This window comes from Sphingopyxis selenitireducens, from assembly GCF_051550705.1.
Lineage (GTDB): Bacteria > Pseudomonadota > Alphaproteobacteria > Sphingomonadales > Sphingomonadaceae > Sphingopyxis.
The window spans coordinates 118,509-136,374 of sequence record NZ_JBPULG010000002.1; the positions used below are offsets into that span (position 1 = coordinate 118,509).

Below are 17,866 nucleotides of genomic sequence, written 5' to 3' on the forward strand. Positions count from 1 at the left end.
GCGATAGCGTCACCGCGATGATCGATCCCTGTTCCAACGCGCCTGCGCCTTTCCATATCCGGACCGCCATATGCTGATCGTCGAATCCCATGAAGCCCAGCCCTGGCCCGATGTCGTCGACTGGGAAGCGCGGGCCGGGGAGGCTGTCGCGGCGGCGCTCAAGCTGACGCCCTTTGCCAGCCTTGCCGATGCGGCGCCGATGGTCGAGGTCGCCGTGCGGCTGACCGACGATGCCGAGGTTCAGACACTCAACCGCGATTTTCGCGGGAAGGACAAGCCGACCAATGTCCTGTCCTTTCCGCAGGTACAGGCCGACCTGCTGGAAAGCCTGTCGAACAGCGACGATGGCGAAATATTGCTCGGCGATATCGTGCTCGCGCGCGAAACCTGCGCGCGCGAGGCGGAGGAGAAGGGGGTGTCGCTGGCCGATCATGCGACCCATTTGATGGTCCATGGCACGCTGCATCTGGTCGGTTACGACCATATCGACGACCCCGAAGCATCGGCGATGGAGGCGCTGGAGGTGAAAGCGCTTGCATCGCTGGGCATCGCCAATCCATATGCGTGAGCTGGATTAACATAGGAAACCAAGACCACATGCCCGACGACCAGGGATCTTCGACCCGATCGGAAGAGGACAGTAGATCCGGCCTTTGGGCCGGCATCCGGACATTGTTGTTCGGCGGCGCGAACGAGCCCTCGCTGCGCGAGCAGATTGAGGATGTCATCGACGAGGCCGAGGAAGAGGGGCAGGAGCGGCGCGGTAGCAGCGTCGTCGGCGATTTGTCGCCGATCGAGCGCAAGATGCTACGCAATCTTCTGCATTTTGGCGAGCAGACGGTCGACGATGTGGCTGTGCCGCGCGCCGACATCATCGCGATTTCGGAAAGCGCGAGTTTTGCCGACATTATCGCGCTGTTTGTCGAGGCGGGGCACAGCCGCCTGCCGGTCTATCGCGAAACGCTCGACGAGGTTGTCGGGATGATCCACGTCAAGGATGTGTTCGCGGTCCTCGCCGAAGGCCGCCCGCCGCCGCCGCTGATCGACCTGCTGCGCCAGCCGCTGTATGTCCCGCAATCGATGGGGGTTCTGGACCTGCTGGCCGATATGCGGGCGCAGCGCACCCACCTTGCGATCGTCATCGACGAATATTCGGGGACCGAGGGACTGGTGACGATCGAGGATCTGGTCGAGGAAATCGTCGGCGAGATCGAGGACGAGCATGACGACGAGCCTGTGCTGCTGTTCTCGCCAGGCGAGAATGGTTGCTGGGAGGCCGATGCGCGCGCCGAACTTGACGATGTGGGCGAGGCGATCGATCCGCGGCTGGTCGAGGTCGAGGAAGATGTCGACACGCTGGGCGGGCTTGCCGCGGTGCTGGCGGGCCATGTGCCCGAAGTCGGCGAAATCCTGTTGCACCCCAGCGGCTGGCGCATCGAGGTGACCGAGGCCGACGAGCGCCGGGTCCACCGCCTGCGCCTTCATCCGCCGGTCGAAATCGACCTGGAGGCGCCGCTGGAACGTCCCGACGACTATTGAGGGCGATGGCCGACACAATTGCCTTTGCGCCGCGATGGGACTAGCGGAACGCGATGGACGTTTCGGACCTGCGCATCGCTCTTTTCAGCGGCAATTACAATATGACGGTCGACGGCGCCAACAAGGCGCTGAACCGGCTGGTCGGCTATCTGCTGGAGCAGGGGGCGGCGGTGCGCGTCTATTCGCCGACCGTCGCCAACCCCGATTTCGAACCGACCGGCGATCTGGTCAGCGTGCCGTCCTTTGCGATTCCGGGGCGTAGCGAATATCGCATTCCGGTGTCCTTTTCGTCGCGGGTACGCGAGGATATAGCCGCGTTCGCGCCCAATATCCTGCACATTTCCAGCCCCGACCGCGTGTCGCGGCAGGCGGCGGCGTGGGCGCGGCGGCGCAAGCTGCCGGTTGCCTGTTCGGTGCACACGCGTTTCGAAACCTATTTCCGCTATTATAATCTTTCCTTCGTCGAACCGCTGATGGTCGCCTGGCTGCGCAAGCTGTACCGCAAGTGCGACGCGTTGATCGCGCCGTCCGAAAGCTTTGCTCAAGTGCTGCGCGAACAGCGGATGAACTATGATATCGGCATCTGGACCCGCGGCGTCGAGCGCGACATTTTCCACCCCGGCCGGCGTGATATGGCGTGGCGCCAGTCGCTGGGCATCGCCGACGAGACCCCGGTCATCGCCTTTCTGGGCCGGCTGGTGATGGAAAAGGGGCTCGACGTCTTTGCCGACGCCATCGATCAGCTCGCGCGGCGCGGCGTGCCGCACGAAGTAGTCGTGATCGGCGAGGGGCCGGCCGGCGAATGGTTCGAATCGCGGTTGCCCAATGCGAAGTTCGTCGGCTTTCAGGCCGGTGAGGATCTCGCCCGCGCGCTGGCGTCGTGCGACATGTTCTTCAACCCGTCGGTCACCGAGACCTTTGGCAATGTGACGCTGGAAGCGATGGCGTGCGGGCTGCCCGTGGTCGCGGCGCGCGCAACGGGCAGCGCGAGCATCGTCAAGCATGGCATCACCGGTTTTCTGGTGTCGCCGGGGTCGATCGGCAGCTTCGCCGACGATCTGGAGCTTTATTGCCGTGATTGGGCCCTGCGCGCGATGCATGGCGCGGCGGCGCTGAACGAAAGCGGCGCCTATCAGTGGGATGCGATCAACAAGTCGGTCGCCGATACCTATTTGCGCCTGATCCGTCAGAAACAGCGGCACCGGGGCTGAGGCGGTCGTGGCCGGGGATTTGTTCGGCGACGATGCGCCCATGGGCGATGGCGCGGCGACCGGTCCGGTTCCGCTTGCCGAACGGCTGCGCCCCCGGGTGCTGTCCGACGTCGTGGGACAGGAGCATCTGACCGGCGCCGAAGGCGCGATCGGGCGGATGGTCGCGGCGGGGCAATTGTCGTCGATCATCCTTTGGGGACCGCCGGGCACCGGCAAAACGACGATCGCGCGGCTGCTCGCCGAAGCGGTCGGGATGCGCTTTGCCGCACTGTCGGCGGTGTTTTCGGGCGTCGCCGATCTGAAAAAGGCGTTTGCCGAGGCCGAAAAGATGGCGAGCGCGGGCAAGCGAACCCTGCTTTTCGTGGACGAGATTCACCGCTTCAACCGCGCGCAGCAGGATGGCTTCCTGCCTTATGTCGAGCGTGGGACGGTGGTGCTTGTCGGTGCGACGACCGAGAATCCCAGCTTCGCGCTCAACGCGGCGCTGCTGTCGCGGGCGCAGGTGCTGGTGCTCCAGCGGCTGGACGAAGCCGCGCTCGCGACGCTGATCGAACGCGCCGAGGCCGAGGTCGGGCGCCGCTTGCCGGTGACCGACGATGCGCGCGGCGCATTGATTTCCAGCGCCGATGGCGACGGCCGTTTCCTGCTCAATCAGGTCGAGACGCTGTTCGCGGCAGTCCTCGACGCCCCGCTCGATCCCGCCGAGCTGGCGCAATTCCTGCACCGGCGCATGCCCGTCTATGACAAGGATCGCGACGGCCATTATAATCTGATTTCGGCGCTGCATAAGGCGATGCGCGGGTCCGATCCGCAGGCGTCGCTCTATTGGCTCGCGCGGATGCTGGTGGCGGGGGAGGAGCCGCTTTACGTCCTGCGCCGTATCGTCCGCTTCGCGAGTGAGGATATCGGGCTGGCCGATCCGCAGGCGCTGATCCAGTGCCTGGCCGCCAAGGATGCCTATCAGTTCCTGGGGTCGCCCGAGGGCGAACTCGCGATCGTTCAGGCGTGCCTTTATTGCGCGACCGCGCCCAAATCGAACGCCGCCTATGCGGCGCAGAAAGCGGCCTGGGCGGCGGCGCGCGAGACGGGATCGCTCGCGCCGCCCGCGAATATCCTGAACGCCCCGACCAAGCTGATGAAGGATCTGGGCTATGGCGCGGGTTATAGCTATGACCATGATGCGCCCGAGGGTTTTTCGGGCGATAATTACTGGCCCGATGCGATGGCGCCGGTGGATTTTTATCGCCCGGTCGATCGCGGGTTCGAAAAGCGGATCGGCGAGCGGCTGGCGTGGTGGGACGAGCAGCGCCGCCTGCGCGGAGAATAAAAGGAAGGGGAAGGGCGATGCCGCCGTCATTCGACGATTGGGACGATGTGATTGCCTTCACCTGCGGCCTTCCCGACGTCGAAATGGCGCCCTTTTACGGCACCCCCTGTCCCAAGCTCAACGGCAAGGCGCTGGTGTCGCCCGGGCGCGAGCCCGGCAGCTTCGTTGTCATGAGCAAGCCCGACGAAAAGGAAATTCTGCTTGAAACCGATCCCGAGACTTTCTGGCAGACCGCCCATTATGAAGGCTGGCACGCGCTGCTCGTGCGTTTCGGATCGGCCGATCCCGAACGCGTCGCCGACGTCATCCGCCGGGCCTGGTGGGACCGCGCCAAAAAGCCGCAGCGGCAGGCATTTGGCGAGCGGCCCTGAGATGTTGCGCGGTCTGGCCATTGGTGTCGCGTTCGCCGCATTCGCTCTACCCGCGCATGCAGCCGACGCCCAAGCGGAGATTAATCGGGCGTGGGCGGCGGGATATCGCGCCGGCGTCACCTGTTCGGCGCTGTGGAACGGCGCGGGCAAGTCGCTCGCCGATATCGAGCGCGACGAACTGACCCATATCTATCCCGAGATCGAGGCCGATGTCCGTGCGCTCAAGGCCGATATCGACGACAAGGCGAAGCGGGTCAGTGTGGCGTATCGCGACGATATGCCGCCGCGCATCGCGATATGGGGCAGCCGCGAGGGCTGCGTTACCCTGCCGATCGGTGCGGCGGTGAGGTCGCCGGGGCAGGCCGCCGCGGCGGCGCGGCCGAACCTCGACGATCAAAACTGGCCGCTGGGCGATCGGTCTGCGCGCGTCGGGGTGCCCGCAGGCGTCCCGCCCTTCGCAGGGGTTTCGATGGGCCTCGACGGTTTCGGCGGCCGCAGCAGCTCGCTGTTGATCGTCAAACAAGGGCGGATCGTGGCCGAATGGTATCAGCCGGGGCATGGTCCGCACACTGCGCAACGAACTTTCTCGGTCGCCAAGTCGATGGCGGCGACGCTGATCGGCCATGCGGCGTATCAGGGCCGGATCGACGTGACGAAGCCCGCGATGATCGCCGATTGGCAGGCCCCCGGCGATCCGCGCGCCGCGATCACGACCGAACAGCTGATGCGCATGGCGAGCGGGCTGACCAGCGATACCGCGGGCAACCGCACCGATGCCATTTATATGGGCGGTGCGTCGGTGCGCCAGTGGACGGTCCAATGGCCGCTGCTTCACCCGCCGGGCAGCCGCTATCGCTATGCCAACAACGACACGTTGCTTGCGGTGCAGTCGCTTCGGGCGGCGCAGCGAAAGGCATCGGGGTCCCTCGACCCTGCTGCCTTTTTCGACAAGATCGGTATGACGCGGACCTTCGCCGAACATGACGGGAATGGCGATTATATCCTGTCGAGCCAGGTCTCGACGACCGCGCGCGATCTCGCGCGTTTGGGGCTGCTCTATCAGAATGACGGACTATGGAAGGGCGAGCGCCTGCTCCCTGCCGACTGGCGCCGCTTTGTCACGACGCCGAGCGGGCCGCAGCCCGATGGTCCGTTCGGTTATGGTGCGGGTTTCTGGCTGTTCAACAAATCGGACGGCATTCCCGTCGACGCGTTCGGCGCCTTCGGCAATCGCGGCCAATATCTGGTCGTCATCCCGTCGCGCCAGTTGGTGATCGTTCGTCAGGGCTATGACGATGCCACCGAGCGCCTCGACATCGCGGCGCTGGTCAAGGCCGTCGTTGCAGCCGATGGCGCCCGCTGACCGCTTGCCTGGCGATCATAGGGTCTGAAAAACGAATGGCGGATAACGACCGGTTGTTGACGTAAAAGCCCTCTCCCTTTGGGCGAGGGTTGGGTGAGGGTGTGTGAGGTTTGGCAACCGGCAATTTCAGCAATCTACCGGTGATCCCCTCACCCAACTTCGGCTAGGGTTGCTACGCAACCAAGCCTGCGTATCCCTCTCCCGACGGGTGAGGGGAATTGCAGCTTCCCACCCCTAAGCCGACGTCTGTTGGCGTTGGCAGAGACACCTATTCGAAAGGCGGATAGCGTTCGAACGCGGGGAGGTCGTTCAGTCTTTCCATCCAGCCGATACGCTCGGCGGTCTGGATTTGTGCGCCGGCCGGGATCAGGTCGGGATCGTCGAGCGTTGCCGACTGGACGTCGATCTTGCCGGGGAAGATGGCTTCATTGGTATAGAAAAGCCCGGTCCCGCAGTCGGCGCAGAAATGGCGGCGGCCATGTTCCGACGACGCGTAGATTTTCGGCGTGCCGTTGAGGTCGAGTTCATCCTGTCCGACGAGTGCCCAGCCGACGAGCGGGGCGCCGGAATGGCGACGGCAATCCTGACAGTTGCACAGCGCATGATGCTCGACCGCGGTCGGCATGGAATAGCGAATGGCGCCGCAATGGCATTGGCCGCTGGCGCGCGGGCTCGAATCGGTCATATGGTTTCTCCTCACCTCGGAGGAGGGAACATATCATAAACATTGGCCGGTGCAATTGTGCGAAAGCTCAATCGCCGAGATCGACGCCATGTTTATCCGCCCACGCCTGATATTGGCCGCGCGGATTCTGTGCGGGCTGGGCAAGGATCGCGGGGATCGCAGCGCGCAGCGCGCCAAGATCGAGCGAGCGGATCATCGCCTTGACCGGCCCGACGCCAGCGGGCGTGATCGACAGGCGTTCGATCCCGATGCCGAGCAGCGCCATCGCCTCCAGCGGCCGGCCGCCCATTTCGCCGCAGACACCCAGCGCGACCTTCGATCCCGCGACGGTTTTCACGACGCGCGATAGGTAGCGCATGACCGTCGGCGACAGCCAGTCATAGCGTTCGGCCAGCCGGGGATGCGCGCGGTCGGCGGCGAACAGAAACTGGGTGAGGTCGTTCGTCCCGACCGACAGGAAATCGAGGTGCGGCAACATCAGGTCGAGCGTTTCGAGAAGGCCCGGAACCTCCAGCATCGCGCCGTAACGGATCGCGACCGGCAATTTCTTGTTGTGGCTGGCGAGCCAGGCACGCTGACCGACGAACAGGTTGCGCGCCGCCTCATATTCCCAGGGTTCCGACACCATCGGGAACATGACGTTGAGCGTTCGCCCGGCGGCCGCCTCCATCAACGCGCGCGCCTGCACCTTCAGCAAGCCTTCGCGTTCGAGCGCGAGACGCAGCGCACGCCACCCCATCGCGGGATTTTCCTCCTGCGCGGTGTCGCCGACGTTCATATAGGGCAGCGCCTTGTCGCCCCCGATGTCGACCGTGCGGAAAATCACCGGGCGGTCGCCTGCGGCGTCGAGCACGTCGCGATAGAGTCGCTGCTGGCGGTCGCGCGATGGAAGGGTTGCCGACACCAGAAACTGGAATTCCGTGCGGAACAGGCCGATGCCGTTTGCGCCCGTGAGGTCGAGCGCGGCGACATCCTCGCGCAGCCCGGCGTTGATCATCAACTCGATCGGCACGCCATCTTTGGTGACTGCGGGCAGGTCGCGGAGCGAGGCGAGGTTGGCGCGCCGTTTCTGCGAAATTTCCAGCCGCGCATCAAAGGCGTCCTGCACCGCCTGTGTCGGGCGAACGTGCAGCGCTCCGCTGGCGGTATCGAGCAGCAGCAGGTCGCCCTCGCGGATCGAGGTACGGACATCGCGCACGCGGCCCAGCACGGGCACACCCATCGCGCGCGCGACGATGATGACATGGGCCGTCAGAGACCCTTCCTCCAGCACGACGCCTTTCAGGCGGCGGCGGTCATATTCGAGCAGTTCGGCAGGGCCGAGGTTGCGCGCGATCAGGATCGAATCCTGCCGAAGCCCCATTTGCGCCGCGGTGCCCATCTGGCCCGACACGATGCGGATCAGCCGGTTCGACAGATCCTCCAGATCGTGCATGCGGTCGCGCAGCAGCGCGTCGTCGATCTGGCGCATCCGCATCCGGGTGCGCTGCTGGACGCGCTCGATCGCCGCCTCGGCGGTCAGGCCGCTGTCGATCGCCTCGTTGATCCGTCGCGACCAGCCTTCGTCATAGGCGAACATCTTGTACGTCTCGAGCACCTCGTCATGCTCGCCGCCGACGCCGAATTCGGCCTGGCTGGTCATGCGGTCGATCTGTTCGCGCATCTTGTCGAACGCCGCGTAAACCCGGTGACGCTCGGCTTCGATATCGTCGGCGACGGTATGTTCGATGGTGATGCGCGGCTGGTGGAACACCGCGATCCCGGCGCCCATTCCGTCGACCAGCTTTTGCCCGTTCAATCGCTGTGCCGACTGGTCGGCCGTTGCGGCGTCGGTGCGCGCGGCGGTGTCGACGAGGTCGGCGTTGGAGATGAGTTCGGACAGGACCATGGCGACGGTCTGCAGCGTCTCGATCTCGATATCGGCGTAGCGGCGCGGGTCGCTGTGCTGGACGCACAGTACCCCGACCGCGCGCTCGCGGCGAATGATCGGGACGCCGGCAAAGCTGTGAAACAATTCCTCGCCGGTTTCGGGGCGATAGGAAAAGTCGGGGTGCGATGCCGCTTCGTCGAGGTTCAGCGTTTCGATCTGGTCGGCGATCATGCCGACCAGCCCTTCGCCAAGGCCGAGGCGGGTGACGTGAACCGCCTCCTGCTTCAGCCCGCGAGTGGCGTAGAGTTCCAGTGCGCCTTCGCGCAGCAGGTAGATGGAGCAGACTTCGCTGTCCAGGCACTCGCCGATGATCCCGACGACCTGATTGAGCTTGCCCTGCGCGTTGGTGCGCGATGCCATGACCTCGTGCAACCGGGTCAATATGGTGCGCGCCGATTGGGCGGCCGACGAGGGCGGGAGCGGGGCGTTGGTCATTACAGCCCTGCTAACAGATGCGCAGGCCGCGCGCCATTGCTGCGCGCGCGACCTTCGCCAATCTCTTCTTGGGCCGGATGAGGCGGCGCGTCAGTTGCTGTGTGTCGCGGTTGCCGGGACGACGCTCATCGTGCCCGCCGGATTTGTCGGGCCGACGGGGTTCATGGGCGCCGGGGCGCTCATGATCGGCGGCGGCGGCGCATATTTGGCGTCCCAAGCCACGACATCCGACTGATATTTGGCATAGGCCTCATAAAAGTCGAGGAAGGGCTGGTCGAGGCGGGCGAGATGCGTCGGGGCGTCCGCCACGACCTGCGCGGCCGGGGTGCTCGACACCAGTTGCGCAATCTCGTTGGCACGCGGGCAGAAGGAGCGTTGCGCCGGCGGCTGGGCGAAATAGTTGAACAGCTGGGTCGACAATTTGTCGCGCGCGGCGGTTCCGTTGGTACGCATTTCCTTGCCGAGTTGTGCGATCACATTTTTCTCGGTCGTCCGGATCGCCTTGCCGTGGGTCTTGATGATATTGTTATAGGCCGAAACCAGTGTTGCTTCCTCGGGCCCGCGGCAACCGATCGCGGCGACGTTCAGCGCGATCTTCATCTGCCAGAAGGCACGATCCCCGGTGACATTGCTGTTCGCGGTCGTGAAACGGCCGTCCATTCCGCGCGCGGGCAGGATTTGCGTCAAGGCGGCGTTGCCCGGGGGCAGCGGCCGCGGCGGAATGACGATGGCAACCGGCGGGGGCGGCGGGGGCGGAGGCGGCGCGACGGGCTTGGGCGCGCACGCGGCTACGCTCGCGAGCAAACCGGCGACGATAATCTTACGCGACAAATTCATGATATTCTCCCCAGCCGCTCCATCATGCGGCTTCAACCCCGAGCATGCAACGCCGCTTCGGCCTGTTGCACCAGCGATGCGACGATTGACGCTACGCTCTCTTCTTCTGATACCATGCCGACAGATTGCCCTGCCATTAACGAGCCGTTTTCGACGTCCCCGTCGATCACGGCGCGGCGCAGGGCCCCGGCCCAATAATGTTCGATTTCCAACTGTGCGGCCGCCATGTCAACCTGTCCGCTGTCGAGCATGTTGGCGACTTCGCGCTGTTTGGCGGTGAACGCCTCGGTCCCCGCATTTTTGAGCGCGCGGACCGGGATGACGGGCAGGCGCGGGTCGATCTGGACGCTTGCGATCGCCTCGCGCGCCGACGCGCGCATGAAGGCTTTTTTGAAATTGGGATGCGCGATGCTTTCGGTTGCGCAGACGAAGCGGGTGCCGAGCTGGACGCCCGATGCGCCCATTTCGAGATAGGCGGCGATCGCCTCGCCGCGGCCGATGCCCCCGGCGACGAAGATCGGGACTTCTTCCGCCAGCGTCGGCAGGATTTCCTGTGCCAGCACGCTGGTCGACACCGGACCGATGTGGCCGCCGGCCTCCATCCCCTCGATCACCAGCGCATCGACGCCCGAACGCACGAGCTTTTTGCCCATCGCCAGCGTCGGCGCAAAGCAGATGACCTTCGCGCCCGACGCCTTGATCGCCTCCAGGCTGCCCTTTGGCGGCAAGCCGCCTGCGAGGACGACATGGCCGACGCCATGCTTTGCGCAGACGTCGATCAGCTCGAACAATTGCGGGTGCATGGTGATCAGGTTGACGCCGAAATTGCGTGTCGCGAGCGCCTTGGTCGCCGCAATCTCTGCATCGAGCTGATCGGGGTTCATCGCGCCGCACGCGATGACGCCGAAGCCGCCGGCATTGCTGATCGCGCTGACCAGATTGCGTTCCGAAACCCAGCTCATCGCGCCGCACAGGATGGCGTAGTCGCTGCCCAGAAGTTCGGTGCCGCGCGCCATCAGTTGTTGAATTTTATCCATCTCCGCGCCTTTGCCAGCACTGGGACTCGCGCGCAATCCCTGGCGTGGAGAAGGGGCATTTTGCTGGCGCGCGCCGGCAAACGACTGGGCGCGCCAACCCAACCTTTCGGCGCAGAAAGCAAATCAATCATTGTCAACTAAAACACTTGGCATATGCTTATGGGCGAATCCAAAGAGGGAAAGGGATCCTGATGACACAGCCGACAAATGCGGCGCAGAGCGAACGCGAAAGCGTTCCGCTTGCCGTGCAGACCGTGCTCGACGCACTCGACAAGCTGCGCTTTGGCGCCATCCAGCTGACTGTCCACGAGGGGCGGCTGGTGCAGGTCGATGTCACCGAGCGCCACCGCTACCCCAACTAGGGTCAATCACCATTCGACCCTGATTTAAACTCCCAACGGGGGACGCATCCCCCGGCCTTGCCGCAGACCGGACCACCGGATGTGGCGATTTTCTTTGCAACAGGAAATTGCCATGACTGCCAGATATCCTTCGCTTCGCCGACGCCTTCCGGCCGCCTCGCTGACGCTTTCGCTTCTGCTGGCCTTTGCCGCCACACCCGCCACCGCCAATGAAACGGCGGCCGATGCTGCCGCCGACGCGGCGACCTCCGCCGCCGATGACAGCGCCACCACGCAGGGCAGCTATGGCGGCGATATCGTCGTCACCGCGCGTCGCCGCCAGGAAACAGCCCAGGATGTGCCGATCGCCATCTCGGTCGTCGCGGGCGAGCAGATCGACAATACGGGCAGCTTTAACGTCGGCCGCCTGACGCAGCTGACCCCGACGCTGCAATATTATTCGTCGAACCCGCGCAACACGGCGGTCAATATCCGCGGCATCGGCGCGCCGTTCGGGCTGACCAACGACGGGATCGAGCAGGGCGTCGGCATTTATGTCGACGACGTCTATTATTCGCGCGTTGCTTCCTCGACCTTCGACTTCCTCGACGTCGCGCAGATCGAAGTGCTGCGCGGGCCGCAGGGTACGTTGTACGGCAAGAACACGACGGCGGGCGCGATCAATATCACGACCAACCAGCCGACCTTCGATTTCGAGGGGAAGGCCGAACTCAGCATCGGCAATCTGAACTTCAAGCAGGCGAAGGCCGCGATTTCGGGTCCGCTGTCCGACACGCTGGCGGCGCGCGTCGCCATTTCGTCGACCAGCCGGCGCGGCACCATTCGCAATGTCGCGACCGACCGCTGGGTCCAGAGCCAGGACAATATCGGTGTTCGCGGGCAATTGCTGTGGCAGCCGAACGACAACCTCAGCATCACCCTGTCGGGCGACTGGAACAAGCAGGACGCGGTATGCTGCGCGTCGGTCTATGTCCGCACCGGCGCGACGCAGCGGCCGCTCAACCGGCAATATGCGGCGCTCGCCGCAGCGCAGAATTATGTGGTTCCGAGCACTAATCCCTATGACCGGCTGACCGACCTCGACGCCAATCTCAACGCGGGCAACAAGATCGGCGGCGCCGCGCTTCGCGTCAAATGGGACGTCGGACCCGGCACGCTGACATCGGTTACGGCGTGGCGCTTCTGGGACTGGCAGCCGGAGAATGATCGCGATTTCACCGGCCTGCCGATCGTCACCAAGTCGCAGAATCCGTCGCAGCAGGACCAATATACGCAGGAACTGCGCTATAATTACACCGGCGACCGGTTCGATTTCGTGGTCGGCGGATTCTATTATTATCAGCGCATCGACACGCAGGGCACCGAAGCCCACGGCCCTGCGTCGAGCCGATGGACGCTCAATCCGACAAACGCGCTGGCGAACAATCCGGCGGTGCTCGACGGGCTGACCGCGATCAACACCCAATATCTCAAGAACACCAGCGCCGCGCTGTTCGGGCAGGCGAGCTGGAAGGTCACCGACCAGTTCACGATCCAGCCGGGGGTGCGGCTGAACTATGACAAGAAGGACGGTTTCTATCAGCGCCGCGTTTTTGCCGGCGACGGAACGCCGGTCGTCTTCGGTCCGACCGATGCGATCACGGTCGCGCGGCTGGGCGTCTTTGCGCCGCAGGAAATCTCGCCCTCGTTCAGCGACTGGAATTTCAGTTACGATCTGACCGCGACGTACAAGGCGACGTCGGATCTGCTTTTCTATGCGACCTATGCCAAGACTTTCAAATCGGGCGGGATCAATCAGAATGGCGTCCCGACCGACGGTTCGAACAATCCGATCCTTGCCGCCGCGACGGTGAAGCCGGAATCGGTCAATCATTTCGAAGCGGGGGTGAAGAGCGAGTTCTGGGACCGCCGCATCACCTTCAACCTCACGGCCTTTCGCACCGACATCAAAAATTATCAGGCCAATGTGAACAACGGCCAGTTCGGCGTGCTGCGCGGCTATCTGGCCAATGCGGGCAAGGTTCGCACGCAAGGCATTGAGGCCGATCTGTCGGTCCGGCCGAGCGAGCGGTTCCGCGCCTATGCCAATGGCGCCTACACCGATGCCAAGTACAAGCGTTTCGTCGATGCGCCGTGCCCGCCAGAACTGTCGGGTGGCGGGACCGGGGCGGTGATCGCCGCGCCGGGAACGCCGGGCAACAGCCCCTCGAACTGCGATATCTCGGGTCAGCGCCTGCCGGGCGTGTCGAAGCTGGCTCTTTCCTTCGGCGCGGAAGCGAACACCGAGTCCAAATTGTTCGGGAAAGATGGCCAATTTTATCTGGGCTATGACGGCAGCTATCGTTCGAACTTCTCGTCGAACCCGTCGCCCTCGGCCTATACTTGGATCGAGGGTTATTCGCTTTCGAACTTCCGCGCCGGTTTCCGGACGGAATCGGGCTTCGACATCTATGGCTGGGTTCGCAACGCGTTCGACCAGAATTATCTGGAGCAGCTGAGCGTCGGTCCGGGCAACACCGGTCTGATCGTCGGCTTACCGGGCGATCCGCGCACTTGGGGCGGGACGATCAAGGCGAGCTTCTGACCCGTCGAAGGCGAAAGCCGCGCAAAAAAGAAAAGGGGCCGTTCCGATGGAGCGGCCCCTTTCTCATGCAGGCGGGTTAGCGCTGCTGCGGGCGATTCTGATCGCCGTCTTCGCGGCGCTGTTCACCCGGCTGGCGGTTCTGGCCGCCCTGCTGCTGTTGCTGGCGGCGCTGTTCTTCCTCGCGCTGGGCCGGCGTTTTCTTCTGGTTCTGGTTGGGGTCGTTAGCCACTTTCCTTCTCCTTGCAGTCGCGGCATGCGATCATCTCGCGACCCTTCAGGAACCCGCCGCCGTCGCCCATGTTCCGTCCAATGCCAGCTGATCGTCGGGGCGTGGCCCATTTGAGACGAGGGCCATGATGCCTGGCGTGCCGAGGCGTTTCTAATCGGATCACTCACTTACTGAATTCAGCATATTTGGTTTTGTCGATGGGAAGGCGCCGCCTATCCTGCCCCGGTCAGAGCGAAAGGATGATGCCATCGACTCATGGTTTTCCTGCGTTTTTTGCGATCCGGTGCGGCGGCCGCCGTTCCGCCGTCATGCGCCGGTCATCCCGACACGCCATCGCGTCCCAAAACCATAACAGGCCCAACGACCATAAGAGGAGAGACTGTATGAACGCCGAAACCCCCGTGGATCCCGCAAAAGGTTGTCCGGTCAGCGGTGACCGTTTCCGCTCGCTGCTCGGCCGGACGAACAAGGACTGGTGGCCCGATCAGCTGCCGATCGAAATCCTGCATCAGGGCGGCGTGTCGCCCGACCCGATGGGTGCGGATTTCGATTATGCCGCGGCTTTCAAGTCGCTCGACTATCAGGCGGTCAAGGATGACCTCACCGCGCTGATGACCGACAGCAAGCCATGGTGGCCCGCCGACTATGGTCATTACGGCCCGTTCTTCATCCGCATGGCGTGGCACGCCGCGGGCACATATCGCACCGCCGACGGACGCGGCGGCGCGAACAGCGGGCAACAGCGTTTCGCCCCGCTCAACAGCTGGCCCGACAATGGCAATCTCGACAAGGCGCGCCGCCTGCTGTGGCCGATCAAGCAGAAATACGGCAGCAAGATCAGCTGGGCTGATCTGTTCATTCTCGCGGGCAACGTCGCGATCGAATCGATGGGCGGGCCGGTGTTCGGTTTCGGCGGGGGCCGCAAGGATGTTTATGAGGCCGAGCGCGACATTTACTGGGGCGCCGAGGATCTGTGGGTTAGCGAAGGGGTGCAGACGCGCATCGACCCCGACAAACAGCTCGACCTCGAAAATCCGCTCGCCGCGATCCAGATGGGGCTGATCTACGTCAATCCCGAAGGGCCGGGCGGCAATCCCGACCCGCTGCTGTCGGCGCGCGACATCAAGGTTACGTTCGAGCGCATGGCGATGAGCCATGAGGAGACGGTCGCGCTGACCGCCGGTGGCCACACCTTCGGCAAGGCGCATGGCGCGGGCGACGCGAGCCTGGTGGGTGTGGCTCCGGAGGGAGGCGATCTCACCTTGCAGGGGCTCGGCTGGTCGTCGAGCTTTGAAACCGGGGTGGGCGCGCATGCGATCACCAGCGGGATCGAAGGGGCGTGGGTCAACACGCCGACCGAATGGTCGGAGAATTTCTTCCGTCTGCTGCTCGACTATGAATATGAACTGGTACGCAGTCCCGCTGGCGCGCAGCAGTGGCAGCCGATCGACCAGAAGGAAGAGGATAAGGCGCCCGACGCCCATAATCCGGGCAAGCGCGTGCCGACGATGATGACCACCGCCGACATGGCGCTGAAAGTCGATCCCGAATTCCGCAAGATCTCGGAGAAGTTCCGGAACGATCATGAAGCGTTCAAGGACGCCTTCGCGCGGGCATGGTTCAAGCTGTGCCACCGCGACATGGGGCCCAAGGTCCGCTATCTTGGCCCCGAAGTTCCCGCCGAAGACCTGATCTGGCAGGACCCGGTTCCGGCCGGAGCCAAGCCGTCGGATGGCGACGTATCGGCGTTCAAGAGCGCGATCCTCGGCTCGGGGCTCAGCGTCGGGGAACTGGTCAAGGCGGCGTGGGCGTCGGCTTCCACCTATCGCAAGTCGGACTATCGTGGCGGCGCCAATGGCGCACGCGTGGCGCTGGCGCCGCAAAAGGGCTGGGCGGTCAATGATCCGGCCGAGCTGTCGAAGGTGCTTGGCAAGATCAATGAGCTGCGCGGCAATCTGTCGCTGGCCGATGCGATCGTGCTGGCGGGCAGCGCGGCGGTCGAGAAGGCGGCGAAGGATGCCGGCTTCGATATCGCGGTGCCCTTCACCGGCGGGCGCGGTGATACGACCGATGCGCTGACTGACGCCGAAAGCTTCGACGTGATGGAGCCGAAGGCTGATGGCTTCCGCAACTATCTGGCGACGAAACATCGCGTGAAGACCGAGGAACTGCTTCTCGATCGCGCGTCGTTGTTGGGCCTGTCCGCACCCGAAATGACGGTGCTGGTGGGCGGGCTGCGCGTCCTCGGCGCCAATGCGGGGGGCAGCAAGCATGGCGTGCTTACCAATCGCGTCGGTCAGCTCACCAATGATTTCTTCGTCAACCTGCTCGACATGGATACGATCTGGGAGGTCGTCGATACCAGCGGCGACGAGGAGTTCATCGGCTATGATCGCGGTGGGCGCACCCAGCGCTGGACCGCGACGCGCACCGACCTGATCTTCGGCTCCAACTCGCAGTTGCGCGCGACCGCCGAAGTCTATGCCGAGAAGGGGCATGAGGAAAAGTTCGTGCGCGACTTCGTCAAGGCGTGGACCAAGGTGATGAACGCCGACCGGTTCGACGTCGCCTGAGGCGGCCGGGAGGGGCTCAAAGCCTCTCCCGGGCCAGCTCACAAGACATGCGAAACCCGTCTCCCCTGTCGGAGGCGGGTTTTGTGCTTTTCAGCCCAGCGTCAGCATGTCGTCGAGCAGCACCATCGCGTCGGCCCTCGGAGCCTCGGTGTCGAGCAGCGGGTTGAGGCGGTCGTCGAGGAGCAGGATGGCATAGCCATGGACCATGCTCCACGCGCGGGCGGCGTGGGCGCGGGCGGCGCGTTTGGCGGCGGGGTCGTCGGTGTGGAGCGCGGCGACCGCGCCGGTCAGCGTGCCGAAAGCGCGGGCCATCGCTTCGTGCAGCGCGGGGCGCGCCTTGTCGAGGCGTTCGCCGCGAAACATCAGCTGGAACAGTCCGGGCTCGGCGAGGGCGAATTCGACATAGGCGCGGCCGGTGGCGTTGAGCTTGTCCTGCGCCGAGGTTTCGGCCGCCGCCGCGTTTGCCATGCGGTCGGCGAAGCGGGTAAAGCCGATTGCGGCGAGTTCGCTGAGCAGGCCGGTCAGGTCGTCGAAATGATTTTTGGGCGCGGCGTGTGAGGCGCCGACTTCGCGCGCGACGCCGCGCAGGGTGAGGCCGGCGACGCCGTCGCGGTTCACGATGGTCTCGGCGGCGGCGAGCAGCGCCGCGCGCAAATCGCCATGATGATAGGGTTTGGTCATGGCCCGGCTTAGCGCCTCGATATTGACGCTGTCAATTTTGACTTGACGCCGATCGGGTGGGCGTCAATATTGACAGTGGAAATATTGAACCGAAAGGAATGGCGGATGAAAACCCTGCTCTATGCCCTCGGGCCGATGCTGTTCGACTCGTTGGGGATCATCGTCTTTGCCATATTGCTGGTCGCGGGGGCGGGGATCGTGCCCGCAACGGTCGCGGGTACGGCGGTTGCCGTTGCGGTCGTCGGCTATGAACTGGCGCGCGGCAGGAAAGTCGCGGCGCTGCAGTGGATCAGCCTCGCGTCGGTGCTGCTGACCGCCGCGGCAACGCTTTTCACCGGCGATCCGCGTTTCGTGATGGCGAAGCCGACGATCGTCTATCTGGTCGTCGGGAGCGTGATGCTGCGCCGCGGCTGGCTTAACCGCTATATCCTGCCCGAACAGCTGGCGCTGGTGGGCGATGTCATGGATCGGTTCGGGATGATCTGGGCTGCGCTGATGTTCGCGAGCGCGGGGCTGAACCTCGTCGTTGCGCTCTTCTTCACCCAGTGGTGGCCGCTGTTTATCGGGATATTCCCGCTGGCGTCGAAGTTCGGCCTGTTCGCGGTCCACATCATCGTGGTCCATTTCATCGGACAGGCGCGGCTGCGCCGCCGCGCGGAGGGCGAACGGCAAGCTCTGGCAACCGAATAGAAGGGATGTGGA

16 protein-coding genes are annotated in these 17,866 nt (G+C 64.2%); 10 read left to right on the forward strand and 6 right to left on the reverse strand.

Annotation, left to right across the window (positions count from 1 at the left end):
* Positions 1 to 70: 70 nt before the first annotated feature.
* The 6 genes from ybeY to ACSYDV_RS06535 are packed head-to-tail and all read left to right on the forward strand — an operon-like array spanning position 71 to position 5,811.
* Positions 71 to 568 carry an rRNA maturation RNase YbeY gene (ybeY, locus tag ACSYDV_RS06510; RefSeq protein ID WP_438322973.1) on the forward strand — a complete coding sequence of 166 codons (498 nt, stop codon included), beginning with the start codon at positions 71 to 73 and terminating at the stop codon, positions 566 to 568.
* 29 nt (positions 569 to 597) lie between these two features.
* Positions 598 to 1,539 (forward strand): hemolysin family protein, encoded by a 942-nt coding sequence (locus ACSYDV_RS06515; protein ID WP_438322974.1) that lies wholly within the window; start codon positions 598 to 600, stop codon positions 1,537 to 1,539.
* A gap of 53 nt (positions 1,540 to 1,592) precedes the next feature.
* Positions 1,593 to 2,750 carry a glycosyltransferase family 4 protein gene (locus ACSYDV_RS06520; RefSeq protein ID WP_438322975.1) on the forward strand — a complete coding sequence of 386 codons (1,158 nt, stop codon included), beginning with the start codon at positions 1,593 to 1,595 and terminating at the stop codon, positions 2,748 to 2,750.
* A 40-nt stretch (positions 2,751 to 2,790) separates the two neighbouring features.
* Positions 2,791 to 4,077, forward strand: a complete 1,287-nt coding sequence (locus ACSYDV_RS06525; protein WP_438323648.1) for a replication-associated recombination protein A — start codon at positions 2,791 to 2,793, stop codon at positions 4,075 to 4,077.
* Between the two features lie 17 nt (positions 4,078 to 4,094).
* Positions 4,095 to 4,448 (forward strand): MmcQ/YjbR family DNA-binding protein, encoded by a 354-nt coding sequence (locus ACSYDV_RS06530; RefSeq protein ID WP_438322976.1) that lies wholly within the window; start codon positions 4,095 to 4,097, stop codon positions 4,446 to 4,448.
* 1 nt (position 4,449) lies between these two features.
* On the forward strand, positions 4,450 to 5,811 hold the full coding sequence (locus ACSYDV_RS06535; RefSeq protein WP_438322977.1) for a serine hydrolase domain-containing protein: 1,362 nt from the start codon (positions 4,450 to 4,452) through the stop codon (positions 5,809 to 5,811).
* 268 nt (positions 5,812 to 6,079) lie between these two features.
* On the opposite strand, the gene ACSYDV_RS06540 is transcribed toward ACSYDV_RS06535, so the two are convergent.
* The 4 genes from ACSYDV_RS06540 to ACSYDV_RS06555 all read right to left on the reverse strand — a co-directional run bounded on the left by ACSYDV_RS06540 (position 6,080) and on the right by ACSYDV_RS06555 (position 10,735).
* Positions 6,080 to 6,496, reverse strand: a complete 417-nt coding sequence (locus ACSYDV_RS06540; protein ID WP_438322978.1) for a GFA family protein — start codon at positions 6,494 to 6,496, stop codon at positions 6,080 to 6,082.
* A gap of 67 nt (positions 6,497 to 6,563) precedes the next feature.
* Positions 6,564 to 8,861: a phosphoenolpyruvate--protein phosphotransferase gene (ptsP, locus tag ACSYDV_RS06545; RefSeq protein ID WP_438322979.1), complete on the reverse strand. Its 2,298-nt coding sequence runs from the start codon at positions 8,859 to 8,861 to the stop codon at positions 6,564 to 6,566.
* A 90-nt stretch (positions 8,862 to 8,951) separates the two neighbouring features.
* Positions 8,952 to 9,698: a hypothetical protein gene (locus ACSYDV_RS06550; protein ID WP_438322980.1), complete on the reverse strand. Its 747-nt coding sequence runs from the start codon at positions 9,696 to 9,698 to the stop codon at positions 8,952 to 8,954.
* Between the two features lie 32 nt (positions 9,699 to 9,730).
* The gene (locus ACSYDV_RS06555; protein WP_438322981.1) at positions 9,731 to 10,735 is read right to left on the reverse strand and encodes an NAD(P)H-dependent flavin oxidoreductase; all 1,005 of its coding nucleotides are present in this window, start codon (positions 10,733 to 10,735) and stop codon (positions 9,731 to 9,733) included.
* Between the two features lie 191 nt (positions 10,736 to 10,926).
* Between ACSYDV_RS06555 and ACSYDV_RS06560 the strand changes: the two genes are divergently transcribed.
* Both ACSYDV_RS06560 and ACSYDV_RS06565 read left to right on the forward strand, forming a co-directional pair.
* Positions 10,927 to 11,097 carry a YezD family protein gene (locus tag ACSYDV_RS06560; RefSeq protein WP_438322982.1) on the forward strand — a complete coding sequence of 57 codons (171 nt, stop codon included), beginning with the start codon at positions 10,927 to 10,929 and terminating at the stop codon, positions 11,095 to 11,097.
* A 112-nt stretch (positions 11,098 to 11,209) separates the two neighbouring features.
* Positions 11,210 to 13,681, forward strand: a complete 2,472-nt coding sequence (locus tag ACSYDV_RS06565; protein ID WP_438322983.1) for a TonB-dependent receptor — start codon at positions 11,210 to 11,212, stop codon at positions 13,679 to 13,681.
* A gap of 76 nt (positions 13,682 to 13,757) precedes the next feature.
* On the opposite strand, the gene ACSYDV_RS06570 is transcribed toward ACSYDV_RS06565, so the two are convergent.
* Complete coding sequence (locus tag ACSYDV_RS06570) at positions 13,758 to 13,910, reverse strand: hypothetical protein (RefSeq protein WP_438322984.1); 153 nt, start codon at positions 13,908 to 13,910, stop codon at positions 13,758 to 13,760.
* 383 nt (positions 13,911 to 14,293) lie between these two features.
* Between ACSYDV_RS06570 and katG the strand changes: the two genes are divergently transcribed.
* Positions 14,294 to 16,483: a catalase/peroxidase HPI gene (katG, locus tag ACSYDV_RS06575; RefSeq protein WP_438322985.1), complete on the forward strand. Its 2,190-nt coding sequence runs from the start codon at positions 14,294 to 14,296 to the stop codon at positions 16,481 to 16,483.
* A gap of 90 nt (positions 16,484 to 16,573) precedes the next feature.
* Here katG and ACSYDV_RS06580 read toward each other — a convergent pair whose 3' ends face one another.
* A complete protein-coding gene (locus tag ACSYDV_RS06580) occupies positions 16,574 to 17,164 on the reverse strand; it encodes a TetR/AcrR family transcriptional regulator (RefSeq protein ID WP_438322986.1) in 591 nt (196 codons plus the stop codon).
* Between the two features lie 105 nt (positions 17,165 to 17,269).
* Here ACSYDV_RS06580 and ACSYDV_RS06585 point away from each other — a divergent pair, with 105 nt between their 5' ends.
* Positions 17,270 to 17,854: an inner membrane-spanning protein YciB gene (locus ACSYDV_RS06585; protein WP_438322987.1), complete on the forward strand. Its 585-nt coding sequence runs from the start codon at positions 17,270 to 17,272 to the stop codon at positions 17,852 to 17,854.
* Positions 17,855 to 17,866 lie beyond the last annotated feature (12 nt).

Bases quoted from the DNA above. Each gene is read 5' to 3' on its own strand.
- ACSYDV_RS06580 (WP_438322986.1), bottom strand. From the start codon at position 17,164: ATGACCAAACCCTATCATCATGGCGATTTGCGCGCGGCGCTGCTCGCC.
- ACSYDV_RS06530 (WP_438322976.1), top strand. From the start codon at position 4,095: ATGCCGCCGTCATTCGACGATTGGGACGATGTGATTGCCTTCACCTGC.
- ACSYDV_RS06515 (WP_438322974.1), top strand. From the start codon at position 598: ATGCCCGACGACCAGGGATCTTCGACCCGATCGGAAGAGGACAGTAGA.
- ACSYDV_RS06565 (WP_438322983.1), top strand. From the start codon at position 11,210: ATGACTGCCAGATATCCTTCGCTTCGCCGACGCCTTCCGGCCGCCTCG.
- ptsP (WP_438322979.1), bottom strand. From the start codon at position 8,861: ATGACCAACGCCCCGCTCCCGCCCTCGTCGGCCGCCCAATCGGCGCGC.
- ACSYDV_RS06555 (WP_438322981.1), bottom strand. From the start codon at position 10,735: ATGGATAAAATTCAACAACTGATGGCGCGCGGCACCGAACTTCTGGGC.
- ACSYDV_RS06525 (WP_438323648.1), top strand. From the start codon at position 2,791: ATGGGCGATGGCGCGGCGACCGGTCCGGTTCCGCTTGCCGAACGGCTG.
- ACSYDV_RS06560 (WP_438322982.1), top strand. From the start codon at position 10,927: ATGACACAGCCGACAAATGCGGCGCAGAGCGAACGCGAAAGCGTTCCG.
- ACSYDV_RS06550 (WP_438322980.1), bottom strand. From the start codon at position 9,698: ATGAATTTGTCGCGTAAGATTATCGTCGCCGGTTTGCTCGCGAGCGTA.
- ybeY (WP_438322973.1), top strand. From the start codon at position 71: ATGCTGATCGTCGAATCCCATGAAGCCCAGCCCTGGCCCGATGTCGTC.
- ACSYDV_RS06520 (WP_438322975.1), top strand. From the start codon at position 1,593: ATGGACGTTTCGGACCTGCGCATCGCTCTTTTCAGCGGCAATTACAAT.
- ACSYDV_RS06540 (WP_438322978.1), bottom strand. From the start codon at position 6,496: ATGACCGATTCGAGCCCGCGCGCCAGCGGCCAATGCCATTGCGGCGCC.
- ACSYDV_RS06585 (WP_438322987.1), top strand. From the start codon at position 17,270: ATGAAAACCCTGCTCTATGCCCTCGGGCCGATGCTGTTCGACTCGTTG.
- ACSYDV_RS06535 (WP_438322977.1), top strand. From the start codon at position 4,450: ATGTTGCGCGGTCTGGCCATTGGTGTCGCGTTCGCCGCATTCGCTCTA.
- katG (WP_438322985.1), top strand. From the start codon at position 14,294: ATGAACGCCGAAACCCCCGTGGATCCCGCAAAAGGTTGTCCGGTCAGC.